At 73.1% G+C, this 13,348-nt stretch carries 13 protein-coding genes; 9 read left to right on the top strand and 4 right to left on the bottom strand.

All coding sequences use genetic code 11. The annotated features are described in order from the left end of the window. The first annotated feature begins 11 nt into the window (after positions 1 to 11). The 3 genes from GA0070624_RS31215 to GA0070624_RS31205 are packed head-to-tail and all read left to right on the top strand — an operon-like array spanning position 12 to position 3,559. Positions 12 to 662 carry an HPP family protein gene (locus GA0070624_RS31215; protein ID WP_091346897.1) on the top strand — a complete coding sequence of 217 codons (651 nt, stop codon included), beginning with the start codon at positions 12 to 14 and terminating at the stop codon, positions 660 to 662. A gap of 1 nt (position 663) precedes the next feature. Next, positions 664 to 3,099, top strand: a complete 2,436-nt coding sequence (locus GA0070624_RS31210; RefSeq protein ID WP_091346895.1) for a molybdopterin oxidoreductase family protein — start codon at positions 664 to 666, stop codon at positions 3,097 to 3,099. 1 nt (position 3,100) lies between these two features. Beyond that, positions 3,101 to 3,559: a hypothetical protein gene (locus GA0070624_RS31205; protein WP_091346893.1), complete on the top strand. Its 459-nt coding sequence runs from the start codon at positions 3,101 to 3,103 to the stop codon at positions 3,557 to 3,559. A gap of 7 nt (positions 3,560 to 3,566) precedes the next feature. Here the strand turns inward: GA0070624_RS31205 and GA0070624_RS31200 are convergent, their stop codons facing one another. After that, complete coding sequence (locus GA0070624_RS31200) at positions 3,567 to 4,814, bottom strand: cytochrome P450 (RefSeq protein ID WP_091346890.1); 1,248 nt, start codon at positions 4,812 to 4,814, stop codon at positions 3,567 to 3,569. A gap of 261 nt (positions 4,815 to 5,075) precedes the next feature. On the opposite strand from GA0070624_RS31200, the gene GA0070624_RS36220 reads away from it, so the two are divergent. After that, on the top strand, positions 5,076 to 5,270 hold the full coding sequence (locus GA0070624_RS36220) for a hypothetical protein (RefSeq protein WP_245719078.1): 195 nt from the start codon (positions 5,076 to 5,078) through the stop codon (positions 5,268 to 5,270). A gap of 229 nt (positions 5,271 to 5,499) precedes the next feature. On the opposite strand, the gene GA0070624_RS31190 is transcribed toward GA0070624_RS36220, so the two are convergent. Next, complete coding sequence (locus tag GA0070624_RS31190) at positions 5,500 to 5,718, bottom strand: DUF397 domain-containing protein (RefSeq protein WP_091346888.1); 219 nt, start codon at positions 5,716 to 5,718, stop codon at positions 5,500 to 5,502. A gap of 67 nt (positions 5,719 to 5,785) precedes the next feature. Between GA0070624_RS31190 and pepN the strand changes: the two genes are divergently transcribed. After that, positions 5,786 to 8,305 carry an aminopeptidase N gene (pepN, locus tag GA0070624_RS31185; protein ID WP_091346885.1) on the top strand — a complete coding sequence of 840 codons (2,520 nt, stop codon included), beginning with the start codon at positions 5,786 to 5,788 and terminating at the stop codon, positions 8,303 to 8,305. A 211-nt stretch (positions 8,306 to 8,516) separates the two neighbouring features. On the opposite strand, the gene GA0070624_RS31180 is transcribed toward pepN, so the two are convergent. Together GA0070624_RS31180 and GA0070624_RS31175 are read right to left on the bottom strand one after the other, a co-directional pair. Then, a complete protein-coding gene (locus tag GA0070624_RS31180) occupies positions 8,517 to 9,722 on the bottom strand; it encodes an FAD-dependent monooxygenase (RefSeq protein WP_091346883.1) in 1,206 nt (401 codons plus the stop codon). A gap of 157 nt (positions 9,723 to 9,879) precedes the next feature. Continuing rightward, positions 9,880 to 10,521 (bottom strand): PadR family transcriptional regulator, encoded by a 642-nt coding sequence (locus GA0070624_RS31175; RefSeq protein ID WP_091346882.1) that lies wholly within the window; start codon positions 10,519 to 10,521, stop codon positions 9,880 to 9,882. Positions 10,522 to 10,684: 163 nt separating this feature from the next. Here GA0070624_RS31175 and nadD point away from each other — a divergent pair, with 163 nt between their 5' ends. The 4 genes from nadD (at position 10,685) to GA0070624_RS31155 (ending at position 13,340) form a co-directional block, all read left to right on the top strand. Then, positions 10,685 to 11,281, top strand: coding sequence for a nicotinate-nucleotide adenylyltransferase (nadD, locus tag GA0070624_RS31170; protein ID WP_091350232.1), 597 nt, complete (start codon positions 10,685 to 10,687; stop codon positions 11,279 to 11,281). Positions 11,282 to 11,391: 110 nt separating this feature from the next. After that, positions 11,392 to 11,808, top strand: a complete 417-nt coding sequence (gene rsfS, locus GA0070624_RS31165) for a ribosome silencing factor (protein WP_091346880.1) — start codon at positions 11,392 to 11,394, stop codon at positions 11,806 to 11,808. Further along, positions 11,805 to 12,434, top strand: a complete 630-nt coding sequence (locus tag GA0070624_RS31160; RefSeq protein ID WP_091346878.1) for a histidine phosphatase family protein — start codon at positions 11,805 to 11,807, stop codon at positions 12,432 to 12,434. The genes rsfS and GA0070624_RS31160 overlap by 4 nt, the downstream gene beginning before the upstream one ends. Before the next feature lie 39 nt (positions 12,435 to 12,473). Continuing rightward, positions 12,474 to 13,340, top strand: a complete 867-nt coding sequence (locus tag GA0070624_RS31155; protein ID WP_091346876.1) for a DegV family protein — start codon at positions 12,474 to 12,476, stop codon at positions 13,338 to 13,340. Positions 13,341 to 13,348 lie beyond the last annotated feature (8 nt).

Raw genomic sequence — 13,348 nt, 5'->3', positions numbered from 1 at the left:
CAGCCTCCCGCATGCCTGCCGAGATCGATCAGACGCCGTCCCGGCCCGCCGCGCGGGCGTTCGGCGGCAGTGCGGTCGCCGTGGTGGTGGCCGGCACCGTCGCCCTGCTGACCCGGCAACCCTGGCTCTTCCCGAGCCTCGGGCCGGCGATCATGCTGCACGTCGAACAGCCCGGCAAGCCGGAGTCGTCACCCCGAAACACCGTCATCGGGCACCTGGTGGCGCTGCTCGCCGCGTACGCCCTCCTGGTCGTCACCGGGCTCGCGGACCACCCGTCCGCGCTCCAGGAAGGGGTCTCCGGGCTGCGGATCGTCGCCGCGGCCGGCTCGCTCGCCGTCACCGCCGCGGTGCTGGTGCTGCTCAACGCCGCCCACCCGCCGGCCGGCGCGACCACACTGATCGTGAGCCTCGGGCTGCTGCACACCCCCACCCAACTGGTGACCGCGTTCGCGGCCGTGCTCCTGGTGACGCTGGTCGACCTGCTCTTCAACCGGGCCACCGGCCGGCAGATGCCGCTCTGGCGGGCACCCCGTGAGCGCGAGGAGCGCAGCGGAGCGGAGCCCCGCAGTCGCGAGCAAAAAGGCATCCGTGAGCGCGAGGAGCGCAGCGGAGCGGAGCCCCGCAGTCGCGAGCAAATGACCACCCCGGCCAAGGAGGGATGAGATGGTGGACCGGATCGCGGACCCGTGGGGGCCGCGCACCCCGTACGGGCCGGGTGAGCGGTGGCCGGTGCGGGTGGACAGCTTCCTCGCCGACGGGCACACCGAGGCGGACGTGCAGCGCTGGGTGCCGAGCGCGTCCATCCTGCACTCCAACGGCGACGCGATGGACATCGCGGTGATCGACGACCGGATCGTCGGCGTACGGGGGCGGCCCGGCGACCGGGTCAACCATGGCCGGGTCGACCCGAAGGACCTGTACGGCTGGCAGGCCAACCACAGCCCGGACCGGCTGCGCCGGCCGCTGGTCCGGGAGGGTGACCGGCTGGTGGAGACCGACTGGGACACCGCGATGGGCCGGATCGTGGCGCGGTCGAAGGAGCTGCTCAACGGCCCGGGCGGCTGGGGGCACTTCGGCTTCTACACCACCGGTCAGCTCTTCCTGGAGGAGTACTACACGCTCGCGGTGGTCGGGAAGGCCGGGCTCGGCACCCCGCACATGGACGGCAACACCCGGCTCTGCACGGCCACCGCCGCCTCGGCGCTCAAGGCGTCCTTCGGCACTGACGGGCAGCCCGGGTCGTACACCGACGTGGACCACTGCGACGCGATCGCGCTCTGGGGGCACAACGTCGCCGAGACCCAGACCGTGCTCTGGATGCGGATGCTGGACCGGCGGCGTGGGCCGAACCCGCCCGCGATGCTCGCGGTCGACCCGCGCGCCACGCCGGTGGCGCGCGAGGCCGACGTGCACCTGGCGCTGCGCAACGGCACCAACGTCGCCCTGCTCAACGGCCTGCTCCGCGAGCTGATCCACCGCGGCTGGTACGACGGGGAGTACGTCCGGACGCACACCGTCGGCTTCGACGAGCTGTGCCGGGTGGTGGACGACTACCCGGTGGCGAAGGTGGCCGAGATCTGCGACCTGCCGGCCCGGCAGATCGAGCAGGCCGCCGAGCTGCTCGGGCATTCGGAGCGGCTGCTCTCCACCGTGCTGCAGGGCTTCTACCAGTCCAACCAGGCCACCGCGGCCTCCTGCCAGGTCAACAACCTGCACCTGATCCGCGGCATGATCGGCCGGCCCGGCGCGGGGCTCTACCAGATGAACGGCCAGCCGACCGCGCAGAACAACCGCGAGTGCGGCGCCGACGGCGATCTGCCCGGCCTGCGCAACTGGGAGAACGAGGAGCACGTCGCCGACCTGGCCCGGCTGTGGAACGTGCCGGTCGACACCATCCCGCACTGGTCGCCGCCGACCCACGCCATGCAGATCTTCCGGTACGCGGAGCAGGGCTCGATCAAGCTGCTCTGGATCTCGGCGACCAACCCAGCGGTGTCCTTGCCCGACCTGGCCCGGGTCCGCCGGATCCTGTCGAAGCCGGAGCTGTTCGTGATCGTGCAGGACCTCTTCCGCACCGAGACCGCCGAACTGGCCGACGTGGTGCTGCCGGCGGCCACCTGGGGCGAGAAGACCGGCACCTTCACCAACGTCGACCGGACCGTCCACATCTCCGACAAGGCCGTCGACCCGCCCGGGGAGGCCCGTCCCGACCTGGACATCTTCCTCGACTACGCGCGCCGGATGGACTTCCGCGACAAGGACGGGAATCCGCTGATCACCTGGACCGACCCGGCGTCGGCGTTCGAGGCGTGGAAGGAGTGTTCGCGCGGCCGGCCGTGCGACTACACCGGCATCACCTATGCGCGGCTGCGTGCCGGCGGCATCCAGTGGCCGTGCAACGAGGAGCACCCGGACGGTACCGAACGGCTCTACACCGACGGCGTCTTCAACACCGACCCGGACTACTGCGAGACGTACGGCCAGGACATGTTGACCGGGGCGGAGCTGCTGCCCGACGAGTACCGGGCCAAGGAGCCGCGCGGGCGGGCGTTCCTGCACGCGGTGCCGTACCAGCCGTCGCCCGAGGTGCCGAGCGACGAGTTCCCGCTGCTGCTCACCACGGGCCGCACGGTCTACCAGTTCCACACCCGGACCAAGACCGGGCGGGCCCCGCAGCTCATGCACGCCGCGCCGGAGGCCTGGGTGGAGCTCAACCCCACCGACGCCGACAAGCTCGGCGTGGGGGAGGGGGACGTGGTCCGGGTCGAGTCGCCGCGCGGGGTGGTCCGGGCCCGGGCCCGCGTCTGCGGCGTACGCCCCGGCGTCGTCTTTCTCCCCTTCCACTACGGCTACTGGGACGCGCCCGCGGACGGCGACGGTCACATCCGGGCGGCGAACGAGTTGACCATCACCGCCTGGGACCCGGTCTCCAAGCAGCCGATCTTCAAGGTGGCGGCGGTCCGGGTGGTCAAGGAGGCGGACTCCGACGGTCACCCCTCGCCCGCGCCCACGGTCGGCGGGCCCGCCCCGCTGGACGGGTCGGGCATCCCGGCCACGGTCGGCGGGCCGGCCGCCGAGGCACCCGCGAGGGGGGAGTGAGATGCACCTGGCGCACTATCTCGGGCTGCTGCACAAGGCCCAGGCCCGCCTCGGCGACGCGTTCACCGAGGTCGGCGACGCGCACCGGGAGGAGCCGGACGTCTTCCACACCTGCGCGAAGCTGGCCGCCCAGTGCCGCCAGCACGCGGAAAAGCTGGAGCCGTTCGCCCGCCGGTACGCCGAGGAAGCCCCGGACGAACCGGACCGGCTGCACTCGCAGCTCTTCGCCGGCACCCGTACCGGCGGGATCGGGCTGCTGCGGGATCTGCAGGACCTCTACCTGATGGCGGCGGAGTGCGACATCTGCTGGACCGTGGTCGGTCAGGCGGCGTACGGGGCGCGGGACGAGGAACTCCTCGCGGTGGTGAAGTCGTGCGAGCAGGAGACCGCGGTCCAGCTGAAGTGGCTGCGTACCCGGATGAAGCAGGCGGCTCCGCAGGCCCTCGTGGTGGCCGACTGAGACCTGCTCACTCGGTGCGCCGGACGCCGTCGATGACGAAGCCACTGGGTGGCAGGGTGGGCATCCGGCGCAGGTTGAGCGCCAGGTCCTGGGGCGGCACCCGGTAGCTCATCGCGGTGGTCAGGTTGGTCACGGCGCGCTTCATCAGCTCGATGGTGATCCACTCGCCGGCGCAGCGGTGATCGGTCAGGTGGTCCCCGCCGCCCTGCGGGATGAAGCTGAACGGGTCGCCGCGCCAGCCGGTGAACCGGTCCGGCCGGAACTGCTCCGGCCCCGGCCACAGCTCCGGGTGGTGGTTGGTGCCGTAGAGGTCGAGCACCACCCGGCGACCGCGCGGAAAGTGGTGGCCCTGCCAGTCGAAGGAGCGCCGGACCCGGGCCACCGCGATCGGGAAGAACGGGTAGTAGCGGCGTACCTCCTGGACGAAGCACTCGGTGGCCGGCTCGTCCCTGCGGGCGCGCTCCCGCCAGTGCGGATGGTCGTGCAGAGCCAACGCGGCGAACACCACGAAGCGGTCCACGGCGACGGTCGGGCGGAGGACGTTCAGCAGGTCCACCGCGGCGATCCGGCGGGGCAGGAGCCGACCGCGGCCGTCCTGGTGCTCGGCGATCACCCGCAGCGCGCTGCCCTCCGCCGTGGGCGGGCTGCCCACCCGGGCCCGTTCGACGACTTTGGAGATCCAGCGCTCGGCCCGGCGGCGGCCGAGCAGGCCCCGCCAGTGCCGGGGACCGACCGCGGCCGGGGCTTCGATCATCGCGTGCAGCTCGACGGTCCGCCGCGGCACGTCCGAGCCGGTCAGCGGCACTCCGGCCCAGGCGCAGACCACCCGGGTCAGCATCCGGCTGACCTCGTCGTAGAGCACCACTGGTCCGGACTGCTCCCAGACCGGGATACGGGCCCGCCACTCGTCGTCGAAGAGCTGCCCGAGCTGGCGGATCGCAGTAGGCGTCATGATCGACATCAGCATCGCCTTCCGCTCCCGGTGCGCCGCGTCGTCCAGCCCCTGCACCCCGCCGACCCCGGTGAGCGTCCGCTGCCCGCGCATCGGCATGGCGCCCTGCCGGACGAAGCGCTCGTCGTCGTAGAAGAGCACCGCGGCGGGGCGGCCGCGCAGGCAGATGGTCGGTTCCAGCAGGAGCCGGGTCTGGAAGATGTCGCTGCCGTAGCGGTCGCAGCGGTCGCCGATGAACCGGTACCCATCCCGCAGGAACGCCAGGGTGCTCTCCGGGCTGCGGTCGACGGGGATGGGGCTCATCAGCTGCTCCTGACGCGGGTTGGCGGCGCTCCACGACCGGGCCGGGTCCCCGGTCGGCTGCGTCTACCCAGGTCCGGGCGGGTGAATCCCACCGGTCCGCTCGGCCGGCAGGGGTGGCGGGCGCGGGGGAGGGCCAGCGCGAAAACCTTCCGCTGGCCCCTCCCACGGCGACACAAAGCTGGTTGGCTCGGTCCCGGGCCGGCCAGCGGATCGGCCGTGGCCCACCGGATCGGGCCGGTGGCCGCCGACGAAGGAGAGTGGATGCGGGACGACAAGTTGCCGTACTGGCGGCAGCGAGGGGCGGTCATCGGGCTGGCTGTCGCTCCGGGCACGAGCCGGGAGGCGCTGATCTCACCGCCCCGGCGGGCCGTGCGGCGGCCACCCCGGTTCTTCACCGTGCATCTGGGCTTCGAGGCGGCCGGCCCGTCCGACGCCCGCGAGCTGGCGGTCGGCTAGGCCGAGGCGCTGAGCCTGCTCCGGCCCGAGCTGGCGCTGGGCGCGGCGGCGCTGTCCCCGGCCGACGCGTGGCACCGCGCCGAACGGCTGTTCTGCGGGGCGCCCGGGCCGGACGGCGAGCGCTGCGTCGATGTGGCCGATCACCCGGGCTTCCACCACGGGTCCGGCCCGGGCGGCCTCGGCTGGGGCGACGGTGACTGACCCTCGGGGACCATCGCGGCACCCGGGCTCAGTCCAGGTCGAACTCGCCGTCCTGAGCGCCCGCCACGAAGGCGTCCCACTCGGCCTGGGTGAAGACCAGCACTGGCCCGTCCGGCTCGGCCGAGTTGCGCATCCCGATCAGGTCGTCGACGAAGGCCACCTCGACCGCGCTCTCGGAGGTGTCGCCCTCGGCCCGCTGCCAGACCGCGCGGGAGAGGTCGAAGTCGCCCTTGGGGTGCTGAGCCATCGTCGTTCCTCCATCGCCACACCGCACCGGGAAGCCCCTCCGGTTCCCTATCGGGCAGGATAAGCGGATGCCGAGCCTGACCCGTGTAGAGGCAACCGCGCGTGGCGCGTTGATCACCGTCGAGTCCTACCAGGTGGACCTCGACCTGACCGGTGGCGGTGAGCGGTTCCGCTCCGCCGTCACGATCCGGTTCCGGGCCACCCCCGGCGCCGAGACCTTCGTCGAGGTCAAACCCGCCAGACTGCTCGGGGTACGCCTCAACGACCGGGAGCTCGACCCGGCCACGCTGGACGACAACCGCCTTCCGCTGAACGGGCTGGCCGAGGAGAACGCGCTCACGGTCACCGCCGAAATGGCGTACTCGAACACCGGCGAGGGGATCCACCGGTTCGTCGACCCGGCCGACGGCGAGACCTACCTCTACGCGATGTCCTTCCTCGACGACGTGCAGCGCATCTTCGCCGCCTTCGACCAGCCGGACCTCAAGGCGCCGGTCACCCTCTCGGTCAGCGCGCCGCCGGAGTGGACCGTCGCCGCCAACGGTCAGCTCGCCGCGCAGCCCAGGCCGGGGCGCTGGGAGTTCGGCGCCACCGCGCCCCTGGCGACGTACTTCTTCTCGCTGATCGCCGGCCCCTGGCACGTCCGCCGCGACGAGCACGACGGCATCCCGCTCGGCGTGTGGTGCCGCCGGTCGTTGGCCGCGCACCTCGACGCCGACATCGACGAGATCTTCACGGTCACCAAGCAGTGCTTCGACCGGTTCCACCAGCTCTTCACCGAGCGCTACCCGTTCGGCAAGTACGACCAGGCGTTCGTGCCCGAGTTCAACGCCGGCGCCATGGAGAACCCGGGCCTGGTGACCCTGCGGGACGACTACGTCTTCCGCTCGGCGGTCACCGACAGCCAGCGGGAGTTGCGGGCCACCACCATCGCTCACGAGATGGCGCACATGTGGTTCGGCGACCTGGTCACCATGCGCTGGTGGGACGACCTCTGGCTGAACGAGTCCTTCGCGGAGTACCTCGGCACCCGGGTGACCGCCGAGGCGACCCGGTTCGACCAGGCGTGGACCACGTTCGCCATGCGCCGCAAGGCCTGGGGGTACGCGGCCGACCAGCGTCCCTCCACCCACCCGGTCGCCCCGGAGGAGGTCACCGACGCCGCCCAGGGCCTGCTCAACTTCGACGGCATCTCGTACGCGAAGGGGGCCAGCGTGCTGCGGCAACTGGTCGCCTGGCTCGGCGACGAGGCCTTCCTCGCCGGCCTGAACGCGCACTTCGCGAAGCACCGGTTCGGCAACGCCACCCTGGCCGACCTGCTCGACAGCCTGAGCACCGCGAGCGGTCGGGACCTCGCCGACTGGGCCGAGCGCTGGCTGCGCCGGCCGCAGGTGAACACGCTGCGGATGGAGACGGCCGTGGACGCCGACGGCCGGTGGACCGAGGCGACGGTGGTGCAGACCGCGCCGGAGGCGTACCCGGTGCTGCGCCCGCACCGGATCGGCGTCGGCCGGTACGCCGCCGACGGCACGGTGACCCGGTTCGTCGAGGTGGACCTCGACCCGGACACCGACCAGGGCCGCACCGAGCTGACTGAGCTGGTCGGCGAGGCGGCCACCGGCCTGCTGCTGCCCAACGCCGGGGACCTGACCTTCGCCAAGATCCGCCTCGACCCCGCCTCCGCCGACGCGGTGCCGATGCTGCTGCCGGGGCTGGACGACCCGCTGGCCCGGGCGCTGCTGTGGGGGGAGGCGCTGGACGCCGCCACCGACGGGGAACGGCCGGTCACCTCGGTGGTGGCGCTGATCGCGGCGGCGCTGCCCGCCGAGACCGAGGTGATCATCGCCGAGGACGTGCTCACGCTGAGCCGCAGCCTGGTCGACCGCTACCTCGAGCCGCTGGCCCGGGACGCCGCCCTGCTCCGGGTCGCCGAGGCCTGCGCCGCGCTGCTCGCCGGCGCCCCGGCCGGCGGATCGTTGCAGCTCGCGGCGGCCCGGGGCCTGATCAGCGCGACCACCGACGCCGTGCTGCTCAGCGGCTGGCTGGCCGGCGACGGCGTGCCGGAGGGGCTGGCCGTGGACGCCGATCTGCGCTGGGCGTTGCTGCAGCGCCTGGTGGTGCTCGGCGCGGTCGGCGAGCCGGAGATCGCCGCCGAGGCGGCCGCCGACCGCAGCGCCACCGGGGCCGAGCGGGCCGCGAGCTGCCGGGCGGCCCTGCCGGACATCGCAGCCAAGCGGGCCGCCTGGGAGATCGTCACGGTCAACACCGAGCTCTCCAACCGCCTGGTCGAGGCGACCGCGGAGGGCTTCTGGCAGCCGGAGCAGGCCGAGCTGACCGCGCCGTACGTCGAGCGGTACTTCGCGGACATGCCGGCCGCCGCGCGGCTGCGTACCCCCTGGACGGCCGACCGGGTCGCCACCCTGGCCTTCCCGCGCTACGCGGTGGCGCAGCGCACCCGGGAGCTGGCCGCGGCGCTGCTGGCCCGCGACGACCTCACGCCGGGGCTGCGTCGACGGGTCACCGACATGGACGACGACCTGCGCCGGGCGCTGGTCGCCCGGACGGCGGTGGCCGCCGCGACGGCCTGACCCGCCACGCGGCCGGCTCCGCGCCGCCGGCGCTGGCGAAGGACGGCCGGCTCCGCGCCGCCGGGCCGCCGCCGCAGGACGGCCGGCGCCGTCGCACGAACTGCCGCGCGACGGCCGCGCCGCCGGGCCGCCGGCCTGCCGCACGACGGCGGGCGCCCGGCGAGCGCGGCATTGGGGTGGCACAAGGGCCGAGTGCCACCCCACGACGGGTTCAGCCTGCCACCAGCTCCGACGTCACCGGGGCGTCCCAGTCGATGGCGTAGCGCTGCTCGGCGCCGACCGTCTTCTCCGGATCCATCGCGGTCTTCATCAGCAGCGGCATCAGCAGCGGCATGAGCGCCCGGGCCACTGCTCCCGGGGCCTTGACCTGGTTGATCCGCGCCGCCCGGGCGGCCACCTTCTCCACCCGGGCCCGCCGTAGCTGCTCGAAGGCGGCGTACGCCGACCGGACATCGGGCAGGTCGCGCAGGCAGCGGGCCAGCTGCACCGCGCTCTCGATCGCCAGCGAGGCGCCCTGGCCGGAACTGTTCGAGGGGGCGTGCGCCGCGTCGCCGACCAGCACCATGCGACCGCGATGCCAGTGCGGCACCGGCGGCATGATGTGCAACGAGCCCACCACCTGCAGCTCCTCGGCGCTGCTGGTCAGCATGAGGTCGCGGCCCGGGTCGTCGTCGGCGTGGGCGGCCCGCAGCGCGCGCATCCACTCGGCCGAGGGCACCTCGCGGGCCTCGGTGAGGCTCATCGGTCGCTCCTGCGGGAGGTTGACGCCCCACCGGGTGCCGCCGCCCGGCTCCGGCCAGTAGAGGTAGTAGGCGCGCCGGCCGAAGGCGAAGGTCATGGTGCCCGGTTCGGCGTCCACCTCGTGCCGGGCCACCGCCTCGAAGCCGAGCAGCCCGGTGTACCGGGGGCCGGGCGCATCCGGGTCGATGAGCGTGCGCACGGTCGACCGGATGCCGTCGGCCCCGATGAGCACGTCGGCGGTGGCGGTGCTGCCGTCGGCGAACCTGGCGGTGATGCCGCTGTCCGTCTCCCGCACGTGTAACAGGCGCTTGCCGTGCTCGATGACCACCCCTTCGGCCACGGCCCGGTCATGCAGCGCGCGGTGCAGCGCGCCGCGGTGCACCAGCTGCAGTGGGGGCACGCCGACCAGGCCCGGCAGGTCGATGCGCTTGCGGCCGACGGCCATCGCCGTACGGGGAATCGGGGTGGCGATCGCGGTCACGGCCTTGTCCGCGTCGACGGCGCGGAGGGCCGCGACGCCGTTGGGTGCGAGCGCGAGCGAGCCGCCGATGCCGTCGGCGGTGCTCGGGTACGCCTCGTAGACGGTCGCGGCGATGCCCGCGCGGCGCAGCGCCAACGCGGTCACCGGGCCGGCGATGCCGCCGCCGATGACGATGGCTGTCCTTACCTTGGTCATGGTTCCCTCCAGGGGTCGTCGGTACTCGTGCGTCCGAACCGACCAGGGAGGAGCCCGGCTATCCTCGTGGTTGCCGCTTCGGGCCGGGCACCTTCCCAGGTGTGGTTCGAGGTATGGGCCTCGGTGCGGTGTTGGCGCACCGCACCGAGGCCGTCCATCACTGCGTGGAGCCGCTCCTCCCGTCGTTCAGGTCGGGCGGGAACTCGCCGGTCTCGTGGAAGGCCCGCCACTGGTCGATTCCCGGGTAGGTGTCCGCGGTGAGTTCGGCCAGCAGGCCGCGGACCCAGGCCGCCTCCGCCTCCCGCATGGCCAGGTCGTACTCGGACTCCACCAGGAACAGCCGCGGTATCTGCCGCAGGTGCTCCGTGAGGGCGTCACGTTCGGCCCGGATCGCCCCCTCCAGCCGTTCGAGGCGCTGCCGCAGGAGCGCCGCCGCCTCGTCGGGGTGCAGGACGGCGAGCACGGAGAGCCCGGCGCGAAAGCGGGGCTGCTCCGGCTCCGGGGTCGAGACCAGCTCGCGGGCCCAGTCGACCAGCTCCGCCCGGCCCGCATCGGTGATCCGGTAGACGGTGCGCTCGGGGCGCCGCCCCGCGCGAACGCTCTCCACCGCCTCGATCAGCGCGTGCCGGTCCATGTTGCGGATGACCGTGTAGAACGACCCCCACTTGATCTCCATGTCCTGGTCCTTGCCCCAGGCCCGGAGGGTGGTGGCGATCTCGTACGGGTGCATGGGCCGCTGGGCGAGGGCGGAGAGCACCGCCAGCGCCAGCAGATTGCCGACCTTTCGCTGCTTGGGCACGCCGCCCTCCCTCCTCGTAGACGATTACTTGTCGACGAGTATAGGGCCGGAGGCGCGCTCGGGGGACCCCCTTTTTTTTTGAGAACCTCCGGTGCCGTCCCGCGCCGCGGACCGCGAGATGGGCCGGACGTGCCCGCGAGAGCGGTCGGCCTACGATCGCGGGGTGGAGGAAGACATCCGGCGGATCGGAATCATGGGCGGCACCTTCGACCCGATCCACCACGGGCACCTCGTCGCGGCCAGCGAGGTGGCCGACCGGTTCGGGCTGGACGAGGTGGTCTTCGTCCCCACCGGCCAGCCGTGGCAGAAGGCGGACGAGCCGGTGAGCTCGGCCGAGGACCGCTACCTCATGACGGTCATCGCGACCGCGTCCAACCCGCGGTTCCAGGTCAGCCGGGTGGACATCGACCGGGGCGGCCCGACGTACACCGTCGACACCCTGCGCGACCTGCACGCCGAGTACGGCCCGAAGGTGCAGCTCTTCTTCATCACGGGCGCGGACGCCCTGGAACGGATCCTGTCCTGGAAGGATCTGGACCAGATGTTCGAGCTGGCCCACTTCATCGGGGTGACCCGCCCCGGCTTCGAACTCTCGGACAAGCACGTGCCCGCCGACACCGTCACCCTGGTGCAGGTGCCGGCCATGGCCATCTCCTCGACCGACTGCCGGGCGCGGGTGCGCCGGGGCGAGCCGATCTGGTACCTCATGCCGGACGGCGTCGTCCAGTACATCGCGAAGCGGCGCCTCTACCAGCAGTGATTTCGCCGCAAATGCGGTCTTTTGTCCGGGCAATCGGCCAGAACTGACAAGTCGCCGCCCGGCCGGGTGTGAGAGGCTTGGAGGGTCGCACGGTTGATCGAAGGAGAACGGTGACAGTTTCCGAACGCGCTCACGAGCTGGCGATGGCCGCCGCCCAGGCCGCGGCCGACAAGAAGGCACAGGACATCGTCATCATCGACGTGGGCGACCAGCTCGCCATCACCGACGCGTTCGTGCTCGCCGCCGCGCCCAACGAGCGCCTGGTGCTGGCCATCGTCGACGCGATCGAGGAGCGCCTGCTCCAGCTGCCGGAGAAGGCCAAGCCGGTCCGGCGCGAGGGCGAGCGGGGCGGTCGCTGGGTGCTGCTCGACTACGTCGACATCGTGGTGCACGTCCAGCACACCGAGGAGCGCGAGTTCTACGCCCTCGACCGGCTCTGGAAGGACTGCCCGCAGATCCCGTTCGTGGATCGGGACCTGGCCCAGTCCGCCGCCGGCCCGGCCGCCGGACCCGCCGCCGCGGAATGACCCGGCTGATCGTCTGGCGGCACGGCAACACCGAGTGGAACGCCGACGGCCGGGTCCAGGGCCAGACCGACGTACCGCTCAACGACCTCGGCCGGGAGCAGGCCCGCGCCGCCGCGGCGGTGCTGGCCGAGCTGCGGCCGGACGCCATCGTCTCCAGCGACCTGCGCCGCGCCGCCGACACCGCTGCCGCCCTGGCGGCGCTGACCGGGCTGCCGGTACGCCCCGACGCCCGGCTGCGCGAGCGGTACTTCGGCCACTGGCAGGGGCTGGCGCTCAGCGAGGTCGCCGAGCGCTTTCCCGAGGAGTACGCGCGCTGGCGGGCCGGTGACCCGGACCCGGGCGCGGAGATCGAGACCCTCGACGACCTCGGCAAGCGGATCGGCGCGGCCTTCCAGGACGCGGCGGACCTCGCGGTCGGTGGGACCATCGTGCTGACCACCCACGGCGGCGCCGCCCGGCAGGGCGTCGGCCACCTGCTCGGCTGGGACTACTCGGTGCTGCGCACCATCGGCTCCCTCGCCAACTGCCACTGGACGGAGCTGCGCCACGACGACGTCCGGGGCTGGCACCTGCGTGCCCACAACGTCGGCCTGATCACGCAGTCGGCGCTGACCGAGGCGGTCTGACCGCGCGGCCCCGGGCCAACATCGGCTAGCGTGCCGGGCATGCCCGTCGCGGTCGTCACCGACTCCACCGCCTACCTCCCGCCCGAGCTGGTGCAGGCGCACCGGCTCACCGTCGTCCCGCTGACCGTCGTGCTCAACGGCGTGGAAGGGCTGGAGGGGGTGGAAACCTTCCCGGCCGACGCCAGTCGGGCGCTGAGCGAGCGGCGAGTGTCGGTGAGCACGTCCCGGCCGTCCCCGGAGCAGTTCGCGCGGACGTACCGGGAGCTGCTGGCGGCCGGCGTGGACGGCGTGGTGTCGGTGCACCTCTCCGCGGAGCTCTCCGGCACCGTGGAGGCGGCCCGGTTGGCCGCTGCCGAGGTCGGCGACCGGGTCGAGGTGGTCGACAGCCGGTCCACCGGCATGGGCCTCGGCTTCCCGGCGCTCGCCGCCGCCCTGGCCGCCGAGCGCGGCGCCGACCTGTCGGCGGTACGCGTCGCGGCGCTGGACGCGGTCGCCCGGACGACCATCTTCTTCTACGTCGACACGCTGGAGTTCCTGCGCCGGGGCGGCCGGATCAGCGCGGCCCAGGCGCTGCTCGGCACCGCCCTCTCGGTCAAGCCGATCATGCACATGCCCGACGGCGCGATCGTGATCAAGGACAAGGTGCGCACCGCCAGCCGGGCCGTGGCCCGCCTGGTCGACCTGGCGGCCGAGGCGGTCGGCGACGCCGAGGTGGACCTCGCCGTGCACCACCTGGCCGCGCCCGAGCGCGCCGAGCAGCTCGTGGCGGCGTTCACCGACCGGCTCGGCGACCGCGTGCACGACACCTACGTCTCGGAGGCGGGCGCGGTGGTCGCCGCGCACGCCGGACCGGGGCTGGCCTGCGTGGTGGTCCACCGTCGACCAGATTCCGAGCCCGGCGGCTGACAAGGTGG

This window comes from Micromonospora rhizosphaerae, assembly GCF_900091465.1.
Classification (GTDB): Bacteria; Actinomycetota; Actinomycetes; order Mycobacteriales; family Micromonosporaceae; genus Micromonospora; species Micromonospora rhizosphaerae.
Note: the sequence above shows the minus strand (reverse complement) of the source record. Positions and strands in the feature narration are given on the sequence as shown.